17 protein-coding genes are annotated in these 19,781 nt (G+C 63.1%); 7 read left to right on the forward strand and 10 right to left on the reverse strand.

Annotated features, from left to right (window positions below; genetic code table 11):
* Positions 1 to 79 precede the first annotated feature (79 nt).
* The 7 genes from P9254_RS05095 (at position 80) to P9254_RS05125 (ending at position 7,181) form a co-directional block, all read left to right on the forward strand.
* On the forward strand, positions 80 to 1,108 hold the full coding sequence (locus P9254_RS05095; protein WP_127242007.1) for a sulfate ABC transporter substrate-binding protein: 1,029 nt from the start codon (positions 80 to 82) through the stop codon (positions 1,106 to 1,108).
* A 109-nt stretch (positions 1,109 to 1,217) separates the two neighbouring features.
* On the forward strand, positions 1,218 to 2,069 hold the full coding sequence (cysT, locus tag P9254_RS05100) for a sulfate ABC transporter permease subunit CysT (RefSeq protein WP_066990552.1): 852 nt from the start codon (positions 1,218 to 1,220) through the stop codon (positions 2,067 to 2,069).
* A complete protein-coding gene (gene cysW / locus P9254_RS05105) occupies positions 2,062 to 2,946 on the forward strand; it encodes a sulfate ABC transporter permease subunit CysW (RefSeq protein WP_067328919.1) in 885 nt (294 codons plus the stop codon). The genes cysT and cysW overlap by 8 nt, the downstream gene beginning before the upstream one ends.
* Before the next feature lie 52 nt (positions 2,947 to 2,998).
* On the forward strand, positions 2,999 to 4,039 hold the full coding sequence (locus P9254_RS05110) for a sulfate/molybdate ABC transporter ATP-binding protein (protein ID WP_095831663.1): 1,041 nt from the start codon (positions 2,999 to 3,001) through the stop codon (positions 4,037 to 4,039).
* A gap of 199 nt (positions 4,040 to 4,238) precedes the next feature.
* A complete protein-coding gene (locus P9254_RS05115; RefSeq protein WP_278054246.1) occupies positions 4,239 to 5,228 on the forward strand; it encodes a sulfate ABC transporter substrate-binding protein in 990 nt (329 codons plus the stop codon).
* Positions 5,229 to 5,484: 256 nt separating this feature from the next.
* Positions 5,485 to 5,934, forward strand: coding sequence for an RrF2 family transcriptional regulator (locus P9254_RS05120; RefSeq protein WP_013530871.1), 450 nt, complete (start codon positions 5,485 to 5,487; stop codon positions 5,932 to 5,934).
* Positions 5,935 to 6,029: 95 nt separating this feature from the next.
* Positions 6,030 to 7,181, forward strand: a complete 1,152-nt coding sequence (locus P9254_RS05125) for a hypothetical protein (protein ID WP_278054248.1) — start codon at positions 6,030 to 6,032, stop codon at positions 7,179 to 7,181.
* An 82-nt stretch (positions 7,182 to 7,263) separates the two neighbouring features.
* Here P9254_RS05125 and P9254_RS05130 read toward each other — a convergent pair whose 3' ends face one another.
* From P9254_RS05130 to P9254_RS05175, 10 genes are all read right to left on the reverse strand, one after another.
* Positions 7,264 to 7,746, reverse strand: coding sequence for a gluconokinase (locus tag P9254_RS05130; protein WP_278054708.1), 483 nt, complete (start codon positions 7,744 to 7,746; stop codon positions 7,264 to 7,266).
* 76 nt (positions 7,747 to 7,822) lie between these two features.
* Positions 7,823 to 8,809 (reverse strand): ABC transporter permease, encoded by a 987-nt coding sequence (locus P9254_RS05135; RefSeq protein ID WP_278054250.1) that lies wholly within the window; start codon positions 8,807 to 8,809, stop codon positions 7,823 to 7,825.
* Positions 8,806 to 9,786: an ABC transporter permease gene (locus P9254_RS05140; RefSeq protein WP_067328907.1), complete on the reverse strand. Its 981-nt coding sequence runs from the start codon at positions 9,784 to 9,786 to the stop codon at positions 8,806 to 8,808. Before P9254_RS05140 ends, P9254_RS05135 begins: the two co-directional genes overlap by 4 nt.
* Positions 9,783 to 11,330 (reverse strand): sugar ABC transporter ATP-binding protein, encoded by a 1,548-nt coding sequence (locus P9254_RS05145; RefSeq protein WP_278054252.1) that lies wholly within the window; start codon positions 11,328 to 11,330, stop codon positions 9,783 to 9,785. The genes P9254_RS05140 and P9254_RS05145 overlap by 4 nt, the downstream gene beginning before the upstream one ends.
* A gap of 75 nt (positions 11,331 to 11,405) precedes the next feature.
* Entirely contained in the window at positions 11,406 to 12,530 is a 1,125-nt protein-coding gene (locus tag P9254_RS05150; RefSeq protein ID WP_066990529.1) for a sugar ABC transporter substrate-binding protein, read from the reverse strand.
* 295 nt (positions 12,531 to 12,825) lie between these two features.
* Positions 12,826 to 13,854, reverse strand: a complete 1,029-nt coding sequence (locus tag P9254_RS05155; protein WP_067328901.1) for a LacI family DNA-binding transcriptional regulator — start codon at positions 13,852 to 13,854, stop codon at positions 12,826 to 12,828.
* 192 nt (positions 13,855 to 14,046) lie between these two features.
* A complete protein-coding gene (locus P9254_RS05160; RefSeq protein ID WP_066990523.1) occupies positions 14,047 to 14,829 on the reverse strand; it encodes an ATP-binding cassette domain-containing protein in 783 nt (260 codons plus the stop codon).
* On the reverse strand, positions 14,822 to 17,071 hold the full coding sequence (locus tag P9254_RS05165; protein WP_278054253.1) for an ABC transporter permease: 2,250 nt from the start codon (positions 17,069 to 17,071) through the stop codon (positions 14,822 to 14,824). The genes P9254_RS05160 and P9254_RS05165 overlap by 8 nt, the downstream gene beginning before the upstream one ends.
* 80 nt (positions 17,072 to 17,151) lie before the next feature.
* Positions 17,152 to 18,234 carry a substrate-binding domain-containing protein gene (locus tag P9254_RS05170; RefSeq protein ID WP_095802325.1) on the reverse strand — a complete coding sequence of 361 codons (1,083 nt, stop codon included), beginning with the start codon at positions 18,232 to 18,234 and terminating at the stop codon, positions 17,152 to 17,154.
* Between the two features lie 237 nt (positions 18,235 to 18,471).
* Positions 18,472 to 19,626 carry an MFS transporter gene (locus P9254_RS05175; RefSeq protein WP_442920300.1) on the reverse strand — a complete coding sequence of 385 codons (1,155 nt, stop codon included), beginning with the start codon at positions 19,624 to 19,626 and terminating at the stop codon, positions 18,472 to 18,474.
* Positions 19,627 to 19,781: the final 155 nt, after the last annotated feature.

Consider the following 19,781-nt stretch of genomic DNA (forward strand, 5'->3'; position numbering starts at 1 on the left):
AGGAGATGAAAAAGGCAACATTGAGTGCATCTAATTTCTATAAATTCGCTAGAGTTCGGGCCGTTCAACGGAGGCGGAAATGACCAACCCTCATTTCGGGAAACTGCTCGGCGCGCTGGTCGCCACATCTGTCCAGTTCGGCTCGCTCGGTTTCGCTTTTGCCGATACGACCATTCTGAATGTGTCCTACGACCCGACACGTGAGCTCTACAAAGCCTATGACGAGGCCTTCACCGCGCACTGGAAGGCGGAGACCGGAGAAACCGTTACCATCCAACAGTCGCATGGCGGATCCGGCGCCCAAGCGCGAGCCGTCATCGACGGTCTCGACGCCGATGTCGTGACGCTGGCGCTCGAAGGCGACATCAACGCCATTGCCGCGAAGACGAAAAAGATCAATCCGGACTGGCGCACGAAGTTCGAGAACAACTCGGCCCCCTACACCTCGACCATCATCTTCCTGGTGCGCAAGGGCAATCCCAAGGGCATCCATGACTGGAGCGATCTGGTGAAGGACGGCGTCCAGGTAATCACGCCGAACCCCAAGACCTCGGGCGGCGCGCGCTGGAACTACCTCGCCGCCTGGGCTTATGCCAATGCCAATGACGGCAATGACGAAGCCAAGACCAAGGAGTTCGTCGGCAAGCTCTATGCGAATGTCCCGGTCCTCGATACCGGTGCCCGCGGCTCGACCGTGACCTTTGCGCAGAAGGGGCTGGGCGACGTGCTGATCGCCTGGGAGAACGAAGCCTATCTCGCGCTTGATGAATTCGGCGCCGACAATTTCGACATCGTCTACCCGCCGACCTCGATCCTGGCCGAGCCGCCGGTCGCCGTCGTCGACGGCAATGTCGACGCCAAGGGCACCCGCAAGGTCGCCGAGGCTTATCTGAGATGGCTCTATTCGAAGGAAGCTCAGACCATCATCGCCAAGAACCACTATCGTCCGGCCAAGCCCGACCTGGTGCCTGCCGAGGATCTCGCCAAGCTCCCAGCAATCAAGCTTGTCACCATCGACGATCCGCAATTCGGCGGTTGGAAGAAGGCGCAGCCTTATCATTTCGGCGACGGTGGTATATTCGACCAGATTTACAAGCCCGCCCAATGAAGCATGGCGGCCATAGGCCGGATGAAACCTGATTGGGTCTATTGTACGAGTGCCCGAGCCGAGGCGAAGGGCACTCTGGTCTGAGTAAGAAGGGACGATCCAGAACAGCATGAACACAGCACCCGCCAAGGCGGGGTGGCGGTTCAGACAGCCGAGTGTCATTCCGGGCTTCGGATTGACGCTCGGCTTCTCGCTTGCCTACCTCACGCTCATCATCCTCATTCCGCTTTCGGGGCTGGTCTGGCGTTCGGCCGCGCTCGGCTGGACCGACTTCTGGGCGATCGCCGTCGACCGGCGCACTCTCAATGCGCTGAAGATCAGCTTCGGCACCGCCTTCCTGGCCGCCGCGGTCAACGTCGTCTTCGGCACCATCGTCGCCTGGGTGCTGGTCCGCTACCGCTTCCCCGGCCGACGCATCGCCGATGCGATGGTCGACCTGCCCTTCGCCTTGCCCACCGCAGTCGCCGGTATCGCGCTCACCACGCTCTATGCGCCGAATGGCTGGATCGGCCAGCTTCTGATGCCGCTCGGCATAAAGGTCGCCTACACCCCGCTCGGCATCGTCATCGCCTTGGTGTTCATCGGCCTGCCCTTCGTGGTGCGCACCGTCCAGCCGATCATGGAGGAGCTCGACAGGGAGGTCGAGGAAGCTGCCGCCACGCTTGGCGCCAACCGCTTCCAGACCATCACCCGCGTACTCTTCCCGGGACTGGCGCCGGCCATCGTCACCGGCTTCTCGCTCGCCTTCGCGCGCGGTGTCGGCGAATACGGCTCGGTCATCTTCATCGCCGGCAACCTGCCCTTCAAGTCGGAGATCGCGCCGCTCCTCATCGTCATCAGGCTCGAGGAATACAATTACGAGGCGGCGACCGCGATCGCCGCGATCATGCTGGCGCTGTCCTTCGTGATGCTTTTGGTCGTCAACCTCGTCCAGACATGGAGCCGCAAGCGCTATGGCTGATCCCGAGATCAAATCCTATGAACCGCATCACGAAAGCCAGTCGGCCGCGGTGACCGAAAGTCGGCCGGTGCGCTGGGTGGCGATGGGAATAGCCTTCGCCTTCCTCGCCGTCTTCCTGCTTCTGCCGCTGATCGTTGTCTTCCACGAGGCGCTTAGCAAAGGCATCGGCGCCTACACGGAGGCGCTTGCCAGCCCCGACACGCGCTCGGCGATCCGCCTGACGCTGCTGGTGGCGGCGATCTCCGTGCCGCTCAACCTCATTTTCGGCATCTCGGCTGCCTGGGCGATCGCCAAGTTCGAGTTCAAGGGCAAGGCCTTTCTGACCACCCTCATCGACCTGCCGTTCTCGGTGTCGCCCGTCATTTCCGGCCTGGTTTATGTGCTCCTCTTCGGGGCGCAAGGCCTGCTCGGCGCGTGGCTGAAGGCGCATGGCATCGTCATCCTGTTCGCCGTGCCGGGCATTGTGCTCGCAACCATCTTCGTCACTTTCCCCTTTGTCGCCCGCGAGCTGATCCCGCTGATGCAGGAACAGGGCAATGGCGACGAGGAGGCGGCCCTGTCACTCGGCGCCAATGGCTGGCAGGCCTTCTGGTATGTGACGCTGCCCAACGTCAAATGGGGCCTGCTCTACGGCGTGCTACTCTGCAACGCGCGCGCCATGGGCGAGTTCGGCGCCGTGTCGGTGGTCTCAGGTCACATTCGCGGCCTCACCAACACCATGCCGCTGCATGTGGAAATTCTCTACAATGAGTATAACGCCGTCGGCGCCTTCGCGGTCGCTTCGCTGCTCGCCGGTCTGGCTTTGGTGACGCTGGTCTTGAAAACACTTCTGGAGATGCGCTACGGCGCCGAGATTGCCGCGACGCGCGGACATTAGATGCATGCCGCCCGAAACCGCGTAGCATGCATCAACTGATTGAGGGATCTGTATGGAAGTTCGCGTTGTCAACGTGCGCAAGGAGTTCGAGCGGTTTCCGGCGCTCCACGACGTTTCGCTCGACATCAGGTCGGGCGAGCTTATCGCGCTGCTCGGGCCATCCGGTTCCGGCAAGACGACGCTGCTCCGCCTGATCGCCGGCCTGGAGCGGCCCACCAAGGGCGCCATCTTCTTCGGCGAAGAGGATGCCTCGCAGAAGTCGATCCAGGAGCGCAATGTCGGCTTCGTGTTCCAGCATTACGCTCTGTTCCGACACATGACGGTTGCCGACAATATCGGCTTCGGCCTCAAGGTCCGGCACGGCGCCGCGCGTCCCTCGGCGCAGGAGATCCGCCGCCGCGCTTCGGAACTCCTCGACCTCGTCCAGCTGTCGGGGCTGGAAAAGCGCTATCCGGCGCAGCTTTCCGGCGGCCAGCGCCAGCGCGTGGCGCTCGCTCGCGCCATGGCCATCGAGCCCAAGGTGCTTTTGCTCGACGAGCCATTCGGCGCCCTTGACGCGCAGGTGCGCCGCGAGTTGCGCCGCTGGCTGCGCGAAATCCACGACGCCACCGGCCACACCACGGTCTTCGTTACCCACGACCAGGAGGAGGCGCTCGAACTCGCCGACCGCGTTGTCGTCATGAGCCAAGGTCGCATCGAGCAGGTCGGCTCGGCCGACGAGATCTACGACACGCCGAACTCGCCTTTCGTCTACAGCTTCATCGGCGAATCGAGCTCGCTGCCGGTCAAGGTTGACAATGGCGAGATCTGGCTGGCCGACCGGCCGGTCGGTCTGCAGGCACCGCATGCGCAGTCGGGAGAGGCCCTGCTCTACTTTCGTCCGCACGATGTCGAGCTGCTCGACGGCTGCAGCGGCTGCATTGCCGGGACGGTCGCCGCCAGCCGCCGCGTCGCCGGCACAAGGCGGGTCGAGCTCGAGATCGGCGGCGAGCGTCAGCGCGTCGAGATCGAGCTGCCGGTCGACCATCCGGCGGCACAGAAGAGCCGGGTGGCTTTCAGGCCGAGGCGCTGGAAGCTTTTCCCGGCCTCCTGACCTATTTGCCGCCTGCCACGTCCAGGCGCCCGGTAGAGGAGCCGCGATGAACAGGTTGGAAGAAATCCTACCAAGCGGCTGTTCGGGCGGGAGATTTTCCCGCTGCTCGTGCGTCCCCCGGACCGCGTGCCTCGCGCAGCCAGGCTTTCCTTTTTATGGTCACACCATAGTTCTGATTGTCTGGAGGAGGACCGTTTTCATGAAGCGCTTATTGCTGGGTATTGCCACGCTTGCCGGCTTCGTCGTCCTCGCGTCCTCCCAAGCCTGGTCGGCCGACAAGCTGCTCAATGCCTCCTACGACGTCGGCCGCGAATTGTTTGCCGACATCAACAAGGCTTTCATCGCTGAGCATCCCGGCGTGACCGTCGATCAGTCCCACGCCGGAACCTCGGCGCAGGCTCGTGCCATCGCGGAAGGTTTGGCAGCCGACGTCGTCACCTTCAACCAGGTCACCGACGTCGATTTCCTGGTCAAGAGGGGTCTGATCTCCGCGGACTGGCAGAAGGATTTCCCAGACAACGCATCGCCTTTCTATTCGCTGCCGTCCTTCCTTGTTCGTGCCGGCAATCCCAAGCACATCAAGGACTGGAACGATCTGGTGCGTGACGACGTGCAGGTGATCTTCCCCAACCCGAAGACATCAGGCAATGCCCGCTATACCTATCTCGCTGCCACCGCTTACGCGAAGGAAGCCTTCAAGGGCGACGACGCCAAGGTGAAGGAGTTCATCGCCAAGCTGTTTGCCAACGTGCCGATCTTCGACACCGGCGGCCGCGCCGCCACCACCACCTTCGTGCAGCGCGAGATCGGCGACGTGCTGATCACCTTCGAATCCGAAACGCGCGGCATCCGCAGGGAATATGGCGACGACAAGTTCGAGCAGGTCACGCCTTCAGTCAGCCTGCTGGCCGAATTCCCGGTGGCGATCGTCGATAGGATCGCCGACGAGCACGGTAGCCGCGATCTCGCCAAGACCTATCTCGAATTCCTCTATTCGCCCGAGGGCCAGGACATTGCCGCCCGCAACGGCCTGCGGGCCCGCGACGCAGCAGTGGCCGCCAAATACAAAGCCGAGTTCCCCGACGTGCGCCTGTTGACGGTAGACGAGATCTTCGGCGGCTGGGATAGGGTGCAGAAAGAGCATTTCGCGGCAGGCGGCTTGCTCGATCAGGCCTATGGCAGCCGGTAGCGCTTACAATCAAAAGAAGTGGAAAGCCGTCATCGCCGTCGGCATCGCCGGCTTTTTTCAATCTGGAGCCGGCATCACTTTGCCGGCGAAATCAACGCGGCCAATGTGAAAAACATTACGAAGAATCAACGCGTTTGTGCCTAACCTGTGTCGACGAATTGTTGTGCCAAACCGCGTAGCGCGGCCAAACTGTCATGATTTGCACACAAACAACCGCCAGATGCAGGCGATTGGGGTTTGATAAACTGAATCGGGCATGCTGACCAAAAAAGGCAAATACGGCCTCAAGGCCCTCGTGCATCTTTCCGGCCTGCCGGCTGGCCAGCTTGCATTCGTCAACGACATAGCGGTCGCAAACAACATCCCGAAGAAGTTCCTGGACGCCATTCTGGGCGAATTGCGCAATGCCGGCTTCGTCCAGAGCCGCAAGGGCAAGGAAGGCGGCTATCGCCTCGCCAGGCCCGCTTCCGAGATCAAGATCGGCCATGTCGTGCGCGTGCTCGACGGGCCGCTGGCGCCGATCCCTTGCGCCAGCCGCACGCAATATCAGCGCTGCGAGGACTGCGACGAGGCGACGTGCCAGGTCCGCCACATGATGCTGGAAGTGCGCCAGGCGATCGCCGAGGTGCTCGACAACCGCAGCCTCGCCGCCATGCGCGACGCCGACAACGACGATTTCCCGGTCGAACTCACGTCGCAGATCTGACCGCTCAGCCGCGCCGTCTCGCCGTTGGTTGTCTGTCCGCGACAGACGCTGTAAATCGGCTGACGGATGGATCAAGGTTTGGGGGTATCTAACGCATGAGGCTGCCTCGGCTTGGCAAGTCCCGCAGGGCCAACCGGCAACCGTCATCCGCCAGCATCTATCATACCGAGATCATCGCCGACGTTGCAGTGCCGGAGCGCGGCGAGACCGTCCGCTTCTTCAGCCGCAAGCTCCTCCGCCCCGGCAAGTTGCGCAGCGTCTCCAACAAGGATCTGCGCGAAAGCCTGCTATCCATGTTCTATCTCGGGGTGGCGGCGGTGCTGCCGGTGGCCTGGTGGGCGCCGATCTGCGATTGGGTTTCGACGCTTCGACACAAGCGTCATTTTCGCAAGGATTTCGCGCGGTATGACGTGGCGATCAAAGCGGTGCTTGGCGATGATGCCGACACGCGAAGCCTTTTCAGGGGACATCTCGCCGCCGCGCATCGCCGCCGTCTGATGCTTGCCGCTCATCTGGCGCCTGGCAGGCGCTGGTCGCCGGCGATCCGGCTGGAAGGCATCGACGGCTTGCGCGAGGCCTTGCAGCGCGGCCGCGGCGCCATCGTCTGGTGCGATCAGTTCGTCGCCCAGACCATCATGGGCAAGCGCGCCCTCTTCGAAGCCGGCATCGAAGCGCACCAGGTGAGCGTCAACTTCCACGGCTTTTCGGAAAGCAAATTCGGCCTGCATGTGATCAACAAGCCGCTGGTCGAGGTCGAAAACCGGTTTCTGAAGAGCCGCATCGTCTTTGAGCGCGCCGAAGCCTACCAGGTTACGGCGCGCATCCAGAAGGCGCTGAAGGAGAACGGAGTCGTGCTGATGACCAACACCATCCACGCGGGATCTACCTTCACCGAGAGCGCCATGGGCGAGCGTGGCTGGACCCACCTCGCCTCGGCGCCGGCGAATTTTGCGGCGCGCGCCGGCGCTGCGCTGTTTGGCATGTCGACCCTGGAGACAGTGCCCTTTCGCGAATACCGGGCGATCGTCAGTCCCGAACTGAAGCCCAACGCTGTCCAGCCTGCATCCCGGCCGGCAAAGGACGTGGCGGCAAAGAACCTCGTTCTGCAAGCGGCCTATATCCTGCTCAAGCGCGACCGGCTGCTGGAAGCGGTCAAACTGCATCCCGAGCAGATGATGGCCTGGTCCAGCGCCAACCGGCTCACCGGACAGCAGGATCAAGCCGCGATCGGCGCCGACGCCGCATAATGCACTCCCCCAGACGCGCAGCGGTTTTGGGTCAACGACATGCATCAGAACGAAGACTGAAAAGTGCGTCGCCTGAACCTGTTCAGCTCGAGGGGCTTGAGCTCAGTGCTTGCTTAAGGATGGCGGCGACGCTCCGCGCGCCATCCGCCGTCACCGCCGGTTCGTCCGGCTCCGGTTCTTCCAGGGTCGCGAACTGGCTGTCGACCAGACTCGCCGGCATGAAATGGCCTTTGCGCCCCGACACCCGTCGCCGGGCAGTCTCGCGATCGATCTTCAGATAGAGGAAGACGATGCCCGGGCAAAAGCTGAGCAGCTGGTTCCGGTAGCTGCGCTTCAGCGCCGAACAGGCCGCCACCGGCTTGTGTCCCTCGCCGACCGAGGCTGCGATGCGCTCGCCGATGGCATCGAGCCAACCCTCGCGCAACGCATCCGTCAGCGGCTCGCCGCGCGCCATGCGCGCCACGTTTTTCGGCGGATGCAACCGGTCGCCCTCGATGAAGACCGCGCCCAGCGCCTCGGCCAGCGCTTCGCCCATCACCGTCTTGCCGCAGCCGGCGACCCCCATCACGACTATGGCCGGCGCTGACCGGATGTCGTTCAATGGAAACCTCCGACGGCTGTGACCTTACGATCCTTCATCCTCAGCGGCTTGCCGGCGCACGGCCATAGAGCAAAAGCATGGCCACGATCACGACGCCGTAAATGATCTGCCGCCCCGCCTCCGGCATCTGCATGACCGACAGGATCGATTGCAGCAGCGTGATCAGGATTACGCCGGCGACGGTGCCAAGATATGAGCCGCGGCCGCCGAGGATCGAAGTGCCGCCCAGCACCACGGCGGCGATCGACGGCAACAGATAGGCGTCGCCCATCGACTGCGCCGCCTTCGATGCGTAGCCCGCGAGCAGGACGCCCCCGAAGGCCGAGAGCCCGCCGGAGACGGCAAAGGCAATCAGCACCACGCGGCGCGTGTCGATTCCGGAAAGATAGGCGGCGCGCTCACGGTTACCGATGCCGTAAACGACGCGGCCGAAGGAGGTGCGGGTCAGCACGAAAACCATTGCCGCCCCTATCAGCGCCCAGATGATCACCGCGTTCGGCACCCCCGGAATGGTGAAGCCGGTCGCAAGGTAGCGCATCGCCGCTGTCGCCGAATCCTGCGGCGAGAACCCGCCCGTATAGACCACCATCAGCCCTTGCGCGACGGCGTTGGTGGCTAGAGTGATGATCATCGAGGGAATGCGCAAATAAGCCACGCCGACGCCGTTGACGATGCCGATCGCGACCCCGCACAGGACGCCGAACGGGATGGCGAGCGCGACGCCGACCGGACCGTAGGCTGCAGCGGCACAGGCCATCATCGCGCCGGTCGCCACCGACCACGGCACGGAAAGGTCGATCTGGCCGAGCAGGATTACCAGCATCATGCCGGTGGCGATCACGCCGAGGAACGACGCGACCTTCAGCTGCTGCAGGAGATATTCCGGCGAGAGAAAACTGCGCGAATAGAGGCTACCGAGCAGAAGCAGGATAACGATGCAGACAAAGGCGGTCGCCACCGCCGGATCGGCGCGGCGGATGAATTTCGGCATGCGGCTGGCGATGCCGCCAAGCGTCGTTTCGCTCACAGGAACCACTCCAGCCGGTTGCGCACCCGAAACAGCGCGAAGGCGCCGAGGCTGACCGCGATCAACAGGATGATGCCCTGGAACAGCGGCTGCCAGAGCGGGTCGAAATCGAAGACGAACAGCAGGTCGCCGATGGTGCGGAAGGCGAGCGCTCCGAAGATCGCGCCAATCGCGCTGCCTTTGCCCCCGAACAGCGAGACGCCGCCGAGCACAACTGCCGCGATCGAGAACAACGTGTAGGCATTGCCGCTCGCATAGGCAGCCTCGCCCGTATAGGTAAAGAAGGTGAGGAACAGGCCGCCAATCGCGGCAAGCAGTCCGGCCAGCGTGTAGGCAAGGAACTTGCCCCTGCGGATCGGCACACCCGACATATAGGCTGCCGTTTCGGACGAGCCAGCAGCGTAAGCGGCGCGGCCGAGCTCGGAGCGGCGGAACGGCATCCACACGACAAGCACGACGACGAACAGCGCCATCAGGCTTGCCGGCACGACGCCGAAGAAGCGCCCTGTCAGGAAATCGGCGACGTCCTCGTTGACCGATCCGCCGGGAACCGGTCGCAAAAGCAGCGCGAGACCGAAATAGACGGCGCCCGTGGCTATCGTAGCGACGATCGGCTGCAGGCGCCCGTAGATCACGATGGCGCCGTTGATTGCCCCGCAGACGAGCCCGGTGCCAAGCACAGCCACCAATCCGAACGCCGTCTCGAGACCCGTGCCGATGACGAGCCAGGAAGCCATGCAATTGGTCAGCGTGAAGATCATGCCGACCGAGAGATCGATGCCGGCGGTGATCACAACCAGCGTTTGCGCCATCGCCACGAAGGCAAGCAGAACGCCCTTGTTCGCCGCCGTCTGCACGACATTGGCCGTGAAGCCGGCTGGATGATTGCCGCTGTAGATCGCGAACATGACGATGAAGATGGCGAACGCCAGCAGCGTTCCGCGCTGTTCGGCCAGCCAATAGCGCCAATCCTTCACGCGCCCTCTCCTTGTTCTGCCCGCCCGCTGCCGCCGTGGATATTCAGCGCGCTGGCGATCAGCGCGTGCTCGGTGATATCGGCGCCAACCAGCTCGCGCTTGATGGCGCCGTCATAAAGCACGAGCACGCGGTCGCAGCAGCCGATCAGCTCGTCATAGTCGGTCGAATAAAACAATATCGCGGCGCCGGCGTCGGCGAGCTTACGCATCAGCTGATAGAGCTCCTGCTTGGTGCCGACATCGATGCCGCGCGTCGGATCGTTGAGCAGAATGATGCGCGGCTGCCGCATCAGCCATTTGGCGATCACCACCTTCTGCTGGTTGCCGCCGGACAGCGCCCCGACAGGGATATCGAGCCCCGCCGTCTTGATGGCCAGTAATTCAACCATGTCATCGATCAGCCGCTGCTCGGCGGCACGGTCGATGACGCTGGCCTTGGACAGCCTGTCTAGTGCTGCGAAGGAAACGTTCTCGCGCACCGTCATCGGCAGCATCAGCCCTTCCGTCTTGCGGTCTTCCGGGATCAGCGCCATGCCGATACGGTCATCGCTGGCGGCTGCCGGGCTGGCAATCGAAACCTTCTTGCCGTCGACCAGGATCTGCCCGGAAAGACCTCGCAGAACGCCGAAGAACGCCAGCAGCAGCTCACGCTGACCCTGGCCGTCGAGCCCGCCCAATCCTACCACCTCGCCGGCCGCAACCGAGAGCGAGATATTGTCCAGCCTATCGCTCCAGGACAGGTTGCGCACCTCCAGCACAGGAGCCGCAACCGTCTGGGGCCTGGTCGGCTTCGGCGGAAAGATGTGGCTGTATTCCCGGCCGATCATCAGCTCGACGACTTCGTTGTCGCTCTTCGATCCAGCCCGATAGCTGGCAACATTGCGGCCGTTGCGAAACACCGTGCACTGGTCGGCAAGCTCGGAGATCTCGTTCATTCGGTGGGAGATATAGAGCAGCGCCAGCCCTTCCTGGCGCAACCGCTTCAGCACCTCGAAGACCTTCGCGACATCGGCGGCGGTCAGCGCCGACGTCGCTTCGTCGAGGATCAGGATGCGCGGCTTCCTGGCCAACGCCTTGGCGATCTCGACCATCTGTCGTCGCGAGAGCGGCAGGTCCTTGATCAGCGCCAGGGGGTGAATATCGGCGGCACCGGCGCGGGCAAGCGCCTGTTCCGCGAGGCGCCGTTGCGCCTTGCGATCGATCATGCCGAAGCGTTTCGGCGGGTCGGATATGACGATGTTGTCGGCGACGCTCAGCTCCGGAATGAGCGACAGCTCCTGGAAGATGCAGACGATGCCGTCCTGGTTTGCCGCGGCGGGCGAAGCAAATGTCACCTCGCGGCCGTCCAGGGTCATGGTACCTTCATCCGGCGCGACGACACCGGCCATGACCTTGATCAAAGTCGATTTGCCGGCGCCGTTCTCACCGAGAATGGCGTGGATGCTGCCGGCCGTGACGGTGAGATCGGCCTTTTCCAGGGCGCGCACGCCGCCATAGCGCTTGGATATGCCTTCCATGCGGAAGAGCGGAGCCGCGCCGTTCATCAGCCCTCCCCAGGCCAGTTCGTGATTGGCATCAAGCGGCCGGCGCCGCGGCTTCCGCGACGCCGGTCCGTCAGACTATTTGTTTTCCTTGGTCTGGCCCATGATTTCCTGCGCGGTGAAATTGATGCCGCAGGTCGGGAAGGAATTGCCGACGAAGAAATTGTCGGACTGATCGGGGAAGTAGTCCTGCCCTGCCTTGAAGTTCGGATCCTCGACGATGGCCAAAGGCAGCTTGACCGACTGCGGCACGACATTGCCTTCGAGCGCGGCAATCGCCGTCTTGATGGCAACGGCAACCTGCGCCGGGCCGGTACCGGCCGACGAACATTTCAGCCCGTCCGCCGCATGCGCCGCGCAGAATTTGCGGAAGCCGTTTTCCGTCTCGCCGCCGAACGGCACGAACGGATGCTTGGCGTCGATCATCGCCTGCACGATGCCGGTATCGCCGCCTTGCCCTGTGATGCCGTCGAACGGTCCGCTGGTGGCGATCGCGTCGGCCGTGGCTTTCTGCGCCACGCCGTCGTCCCACTTGCCGACGACCTCGGTGACGTCCCATTTCTTGCCCGACGCGTTGAGAACCTCGTGAATGCCATTGTGCCGGTCGGTATCGACGGAGGTACCCGCGACGCCGCGCACCTCAAGCACTTTGCCGCCGTTCGGAACGTGCGAGACCAGCCATTTGCCCCACAATTCGCCGAGCCCCTTCTGGTCGACATTGACGTTGATGGCGTCCTTGGTGTCGAGGATGTTGTCGAAGGCAACCAGGATGACACCGGCTTCCTTGGCGCGCTTGATCACAGGCCCGAACGCGGTCGGGTTCTGGGCGTTGACGACGATCGCGTCGAAGCCGGAATCGATGAAGTTATTGATCGCCGAGATCTGCGCCGGCACATCCTCGCCGGTCGATACCACCTTGAATTCCTTCAGCTTCTTGGCGACGTCCGGCTGCGCGGCATAGGCTTTGGCCGTCTGGATCATCTGGATGCGCCAGGTATTGGCGATGTAGCCGTTCGCGAGCGCGATACGATAGGGCCCTTCCTTCTTCGGATATTTGAAGAATTGTGTGTCGGCCGCCCAGGGCGCGAAGCAGTCGGGCTCGGCCGAGGGCCCTTTGACGATTTCCGGATCGGCGATCGCCGACGAGCTCAGCATGACAAATGCAGTGGCGGCAACCACACCGCCAACAAGTGACTTGATCATCAGTATTCCTCCCAGTTGCAGTTCTGCTTGTTGATTAAGTCCTGGCGTTTTGGCCGGCACCTCCTGCCGCATCCAATCGCCTGCCGGCCGACCTTTGCCGCCCGCTGCCTCCTCTTGCCTCGCCTGAGGGCAATTCAGCAAACTATCATATTATACATAATAAACAAGTACGGACTGTTTGCTTATGTATAATAAACAGCGCCTCGCGTCTGCCATCTTATTGCTCGACGCAGAAGATGGTAGCGCTACCATGCAAGGTAGTAAACCGGCATTTGCACAGTCGTCTTTGCGTGTTTCAACGTGCGGTGCTCTCGCGGCGAATGAGCTCGAAACCGAGATCGACAACCCTCTGCTGGGGCCTCCGGCCCGCAATCGCCGCCAGCGCCATCGCCACTGCCTGCCGTCCGATTTCATAACGATGCGTGCGAACGCTGGTGACCGACGGGAACGCCGCCTGCATCATGTCGAGGTCGTTGAAGCCGACGATGCCGATGGCCTTCGGTACCGCGATGGCGGCGCGGCGACATTCGAACAAGACCCCCAGCGCGATATCGTCATTGTTGCAGAAGACGCCGTCGAGCGACGGCATCTTGGCCAGGGCATCGCGCAAAAGCTCGCGGCCGAGCGTCACGCTGGACAGTAGCGGCGTGGTGGTGACCAGGCGGGGATCGAACAGGCCGGCCGACTCCATGGCCGCGCGATAGCCGGCAAGGCGCCGCTGCGAGCGCGGGTCCATGCGCGCGCCGATGAAACCGATGCGCCGATAACCTGCCTCGATCAGGTGCTCGGTGGCAGCGCGGCCACCGTCGAAATGCGAGAAGCCGACCAGCATATCGACCGGATCGTGTCCGGTTTCCATCACTTGCACCACCGGGCAGCCGGCCGTCTCCAGCAACTTTCGCGACTGCGGCGTCTGGTCGATGCCGGCGACGATAAGCGCCGCCGGGCGCTGCGAGGCGAACAGCTGCAGCAGCCGCTCCTCTTCCAGGCCCGAATAGTGGGTATTGCCCATCTGGATGCGGAAAGGGCTGTCCGAAAGACTGTCATAGATGCCGCGCACCACTTCGGCAAAGACATTGTTGGTGAGCGACGGCACCAGCACGCCGAAGACCTCCGCGCGCGCCGAGGCCAATGCGCGCGCATTGGGGTCCGGGATGTAGCCGAGCTCGTCGACGGCGACCTGTATCTGCCGGCGCAGATCTTCCGAAACCCGCCCAGGCTCGCGCAGCGCACGCGACACGGTGATGGCGCCCACGCCCGCCTTGCGCGCCACGTCGGCGATGGTCGGGCGGCCGCCGCCGCGCCGCGAGCGCGGCCTTGTCACCGCCTTGTCCTTTTTGCACGAAAGGAGCGCAGCGGCGAGTTGACGATCAACAGTTTAGCCACAGCAACCATGTTTCACAGCCCGTCCCATTCCGGTTGGGTCGCGCAGGCCATGGCCGTTGTCAAGCCGACGAATTTTGGTTCAGCCGACCCCCGGCAGAGGCGATAAACCCCGGGGTCAATGCCTCGGTGGTCAGACCGCCCTCGCTTGATCGGCGGTAAGCGCCTGCTCCCGCGTGCCGGAGACGATGATCTCAAGGACCTCGTGCTCGTCGGTGTTCCTGACATGACGGTCGCCGACATTCTCGCCGCGCTTGAGCACCATGACACGGTCGCCTACGGCGAAAATGTCGACCAGCCGATGCGAGATGATGATCTGGGCAACACCCTGCCTTTTCAGTTCCAGCATGGTCTCGAGGAGCCGCGCGGTCGCCATCACCGAGAGATTGGCGGTCGGTTCGTCGAGGATCACGACGCGTGGCTCGAACGAAATCGCGCGGGCGATCGCCACGGATTGCTGGCGACCGCCCGACAGGCTCTCGACCTTCTGGAAAACGGAGTTCACGTCCACCTTGAGCCGCTTCAGCACGCTATCGGCTTCCGCGTACATCTTGCGGCGATTGACGAAAGGGCCTTTGCGCGGCCAGCGGCCGAGAAAGATGTTCTGGCCGACATCCATGTTTCCGCAAAGAGCGAAATCCTGGTAGATCATCTCGATGCCCGCATCGCGGCTCTCATGCGGACTCTTGAAGTGCACCGGTTGACCGGCGACGAGGATTTCGCCGGCGTCGCGCTGATAGGCGCCGGTCAGGATCTTCATGAGCGTCGACTTGCCGGCCGAGTTGTCGCCGACCAGTCCAAGGATCTCTCCGGGATAGAGCACTAGATCGACTTTCCGAAGCGCCTGAACGGCACCGAAGGCTTTTTCGATGCTTCGCATTTCCACGATCGGTTGAGGCAACGCAGCATCAGGCATGAATGGTTTCCCGGGTTCGTGCGCCTCGCGCGAGGCGGGCTCGCAGGCGACCGAAGATATTGGCCTGGCGCACCCAGATGTCGATCAGCACCGCGACAATGAGGATGACGCCGATGAAGACATTGATCCAATGCTGCGGCATGCTGAAGCCCTGGACATTGAGCTGCAGGAGGGCCCTAACGAGTGTGATCACGGCTGCACCGGCCAGAGAACCCAGCATGGTGCCGTAGCCGCCGAAGATCGACCCGCCGCCGATTATCACCGACGCGATGGCGTCGAGTTCGCGGAACTGGCCTGCAACGGGGTTGAAGCTTCGGAAATAGGCGACGTTGATGATCCCGGCCATCGTCGCGCAGAACGCCGCCAGCATGAGCGAGATGAAGCGCGCCCGGTTGGTGTTGATGCCGGCATAGGCGGCGGCGCGGATGTTGCCGCCGGTTGCATAGACCTTTTGCCCGAACGGCGTGTAGGCGAGCACGACGCCGGCAATCACGGCGACGAAGATCATCCAGATGGTCTGCACGCTGACCACCTCGGCCAGTGTTCTGAGGATGCCATCCGGAAGCACGATGCTGAAGTGAAGGAGGATGTCATTCACCTTGCGGCCGAGCAAATTGTAGCCCTCCGGCCAGCCGGTAAGCTGCTGCCCGGCGACGAACCAGGCCGCGAGGCCGCGGGCGATGTAGAACATGCCAAGCGTTGCGATGAAGGCCGGCAGTTTCAAGCCAACGGCGACGACGGCATTGACGAGGCCGGCAAGCATTCCCGCAAGCAGGCCCATCGCGATAGCGGTGACGGGGTCGGTACCCAGGACCTTCAGGAAATAGGCCGCCGCGCTGCCGGCGAGCGCCAGGACGGCTCCGACGGAGAGGTCGATATCGCCGGCCGCGATGACGTAGGTAAGCCCGACCGTGATCAGCGCCAGTTCCGTATAGTTGAGCAGGATCGCGAAAGTGTTGGACAGGTTCCACCAGTAATCCGGCCTGAGGAAAAGACCCGTGAGCCACAGCACCACTGTCAGGATGACGGCGAGGGCATCGCGCCGGGCGAGGAACTTGCCGAACCCGGTCGCCGACAATGCGATGTCGGTCGCCATCGCGCCCTTGGTCACCACGCCCTCGAGCGCGACGCCGCCGATCTCGAAGGCCGGCGGCGGCGGCCTGCCGCGCAGCCATGCCCAGAGGCGCGCCGCGACCTGGCGGCGGATGAGATAGGGTTCGATCAGCACTGCGATGACAAGCAGCAGTCCGAGGAAGACCGGCACCGCGCCTACTGGCAGGGAGTAGACGGCGTTGACCGTCACCTCCTCCTCGCCGATCTTGATGGTGCGCGTGATCGGCAAACCCTCGCGCAGCACCTTGTCCAGCAGAACGACCAGCGTGGCGCCGAGGCAGGACCCGGCGACGCGGCCGCGACCGCCGAGAATGGAAGCGCCGCCGATGATCACCGCGGCGATGACGGTCAGTTCGCCGCTGACGCCGTAAAGCGGGGTCACGCCCTTGTCCTGAGCGGCCGACAGGAGGCCGGCAACGGCGGCACAGAGCGACGAGAGCAGATAGGCACGGATGCGCACCCAGTTCGTCGGTATGCCAGCATAGACTGCTGCCTGCTCGTTGCCGCCCGTCGCAAAGGTTTCGTAGCCCCAGCGAGTGTTGGCGAGCACGTAGGCGCCGATCACGGCAACGATCGCGAAGATTGCGATCTGGTTGTTGAAGCCGAAGACGTTCGTCTCGCCGAAATGGAAGAAGAGCGGGGCCTCCTTCGCTTTGCCTGGATAGTAGATCGCCTGACCGTGCGTCAGGGCGAGGACGAAGCCGCGGCCGATCAGAAGCGTGGTCAAAGTGGCGATGAACGCCGGCACTTTTAGGATGGTAACGAGCACGCCGTTGACGAGGCCGATCACCATCCCAAGAAGGACGCAGACGGTCACCGACATGACGATGCCGAGATCGGCGAAGCTTGGCGCGAACAGCCTCGCAAAAACGACGGCCACAAGGCCGTAGATGGAACCGACCGAAAGGTCGAGGTCCTTGTTGATGATGACGAAGGTCATTCCGACGGCGATGATGGCGACCCGAGAGGTATCGCGAAGCAGTGCATGGAACGCCTCCGGCGAGCCGAAAAACGTCGGATTGACGGCAGCCCCGCCGAGATAGATCAGCGCCAGCAGGGCAAGCAATCCCATTTCCCAGCCGCCGATGAGCTGGGGTGGAAGGCGACGAGCGAGAGCTTCAGCGGGCATTCTTTGATAAAAGGTTCCGAAGGCCAAAATGCGCGGGAGGACACCAGCCCTCCCGCGCCGGTTCAGTGTCGCTTTGACATTCAGTTCTCGAAACGCTTGCCGACCTTTCCAACGGTCTCCTGCGTCACGAGTTGGGCGCGCGTGTCGAGATTGGCGGCCGCGATGCCGCGATCGATCTGCAGATAGAGTTGCATGACCGGATAGAAGCCCTGCAGGAAGGGCTGCTGCCCGAGCGCGCCGGTCAGGTCGCCGCTCTTCAACGCATCCTGCTGCGCCGGACCGAGGTCGAACCCATAGGCGCAGATCTTGCCGGTCTTGCCGGTTTGGGCGACGGCCTTGGCCAGCGCGGGCGTGAACACGTTGTTGCCGGCGAAGGCGCCGACAACGTCACCGCGCGACTCGAACAGCGTCACGATACCGTTCACCGGATCGTTCGGATTGGTGTCGATGCCGGTGTTCTCGGGACCTGCGTCGACCTTGAAGGCCTCGAGCTTGCCGGCATCCTTCAGGCCTTTGACGATCGCGTTGAAGGCCGCGGTGACGCGATTGTTCACCTCGATGTTGCCCATCGCGGTCGATGACGGCAGAACGATCGAGCCCTTCTCGATACCCTTGTCCGCCAGGCACTTGACGAGTGCCTCGCCGGCGATCGCCGCGGCGGAGGCGTCCTGACCGGTGTGGCTGATGCCGCTGCGGTCGAGGATCGTGCCGTCGAAGGAATTGGTCGTTGCTACCGGTATGCCCTTGGCCGCGGCAGCCTTGACGATGTCATTATAGGCGCCGACCTGGGGCGTTGTCATGATCAGCCCGTCGATCGTCGGATCCTGCACGATCTGATTCAGGATTTCGATCTCGCGGGCCGGGTCGTCGGTCGGAGATTCCGAGCCGAGCAGCAGTATCTTGGCGCCGATCAGATTGCCGGCGGCGGTTGCGCCGACATAGACTGGATCGAAGAAGCCGTTGCCGGCCGTATGTGTGACGATGGCGAAGGTGAGATGGCCATCGGCCGAATGGAAATCCTTGGTGGTGGGGGCTTCCTTTGCGGCTTCCTCGAAGCTGTAGCCGCCGACTGCTTTCTCGACGCCGCCGGACTGCGCGAAGGCGGAGGGCACGCCGAGCAACAACGCCGCGGCGGATGCCGCGAGCGGGAAAGTACGTCTCATGATTATCCTCCCTTGCATTCAACGGGCGGAAGCCGTTCGAGCGCATTTATTCAGGAGATTTTCCGAGTGCTTCCTCCCACTTTCGCGATATTCCGCCGAAAGCCTTTCCAAGTAAATAGCCTGCTGCACCCAGTATTCGGACGCGACGTCATGCGAAAGAGCACAGACGACTATCCACCTGACCCCTCCCTTTGCGCCGGTAGACAAGCTTGCAATGGCCAGGGTTGCCGGCGGAAATCAGGCTGGCGCTTCCGCGCCTCGCCTCGCCTTCCACATAAGCAGCAAAATCGCCGCGAGATTGACCAGGTTCCAGGCGATGCCGTTGAGGAAGGCGGCGGCATAGGAGCCGGTTAGATCGTAGATCCAGCCCGACATCCAGCCGCCGACGGCCATGCCGAAGATCGTCGCCATCAGGACGATGCCGACGCGCTGGCCGGCTTCCTTGGCCGGCATGTAGTCGCGCACGATGATCGCATAGCAGGGAACGATGCCGCCTTGGGAGAGGCCGAACACCAGCGACACCACATAGAGCGAAGCCAGCCCGTCGAAGGGAATATAGAACAGCAGTGACAGGCATTGCAGCGCCGAACCGATGATCAAAGTTTTCACCGCGCCGATGCGATCGGCGAGGAAACCTGAGCCAATGCGGCTGACAACGCCCGCCGCCAGCATGATCGACAACATGTCGGCGCCGCGCGCGACGCCGTAGCCGAGATCCATGCAATAGGCGACGATATGCACTTGCGGCATCGACATCGCCATGCAGCAGCCGAAGCCAGCAATCACCAGCAACATCTGCAACGCCGCCGGCGACAGCGAGATTGGCTGCGTCGGCCGGCTTCCCGGCGAGCCATGGGTGGCTTCGAGCGGCGCGCCGCGGCGCAGCATCAGCACCAGCGGCACCATGGTAGCGAGGCAGAAGATGCCGATCGCGGCATAGGTGAACCGCCAGCCTTCGCCTTGCATGACATAGGGCATCACCGTCGGCCAGACTGCTCCGGCAAGATAGCTGCCGGATGCGGCCGCGGTCACCGCGACGCCACGGCGCCGGTTGAACCAGTGCGAGATGTCGGCGATCAACGGGCCGAAGATCGCCGATGTGCCGAGTCCGATCAGAAGCCCCTGGACAAGGCTGAACGCAAGGATCGAGCTGGTCAGCGAGGCGAGCAGGAAGCCCGCGCCGAGCGCAATCGCAGAGACGAGCGCCGGGATCCAGTAACCCATGCGGTCGATGGCGCGTCCGACCAGCATATTGCCGGCGGCGAAGCCGACCATGGTCGCGGTATAAGGCATTGAAGCCGCGGCCCTGTCGACGCCGAATTCGGCCTGCACGGCGGGCAGAACGACGACCACCGCCCACATGCCGGCGCCGCCGATCGTCGACAAAAGCATCGAGACGCCGAGCCGTACCCATGCATAGGCGCTGTCGATGCTGGGGCCATCTGCCCGGCTGGAGACGGTTGTCGTCACACCTTTCCTGTCCGCGCTTGTTGGTGATCGGGCGGTTTCCACCCCAAGTATCGGCGCATTCCCGGTGCCGAGCAGCG

The sequence above is a fragment of the Mesorhizobium sp. WSM4983 genome (genome assembly GCF_029625765.1).
Classification (GTDB): domain Bacteria; phylum Pseudomonadota; class Alphaproteobacteria; order Rhizobiales; family Rhizobiaceae; genus Mesorhizobium.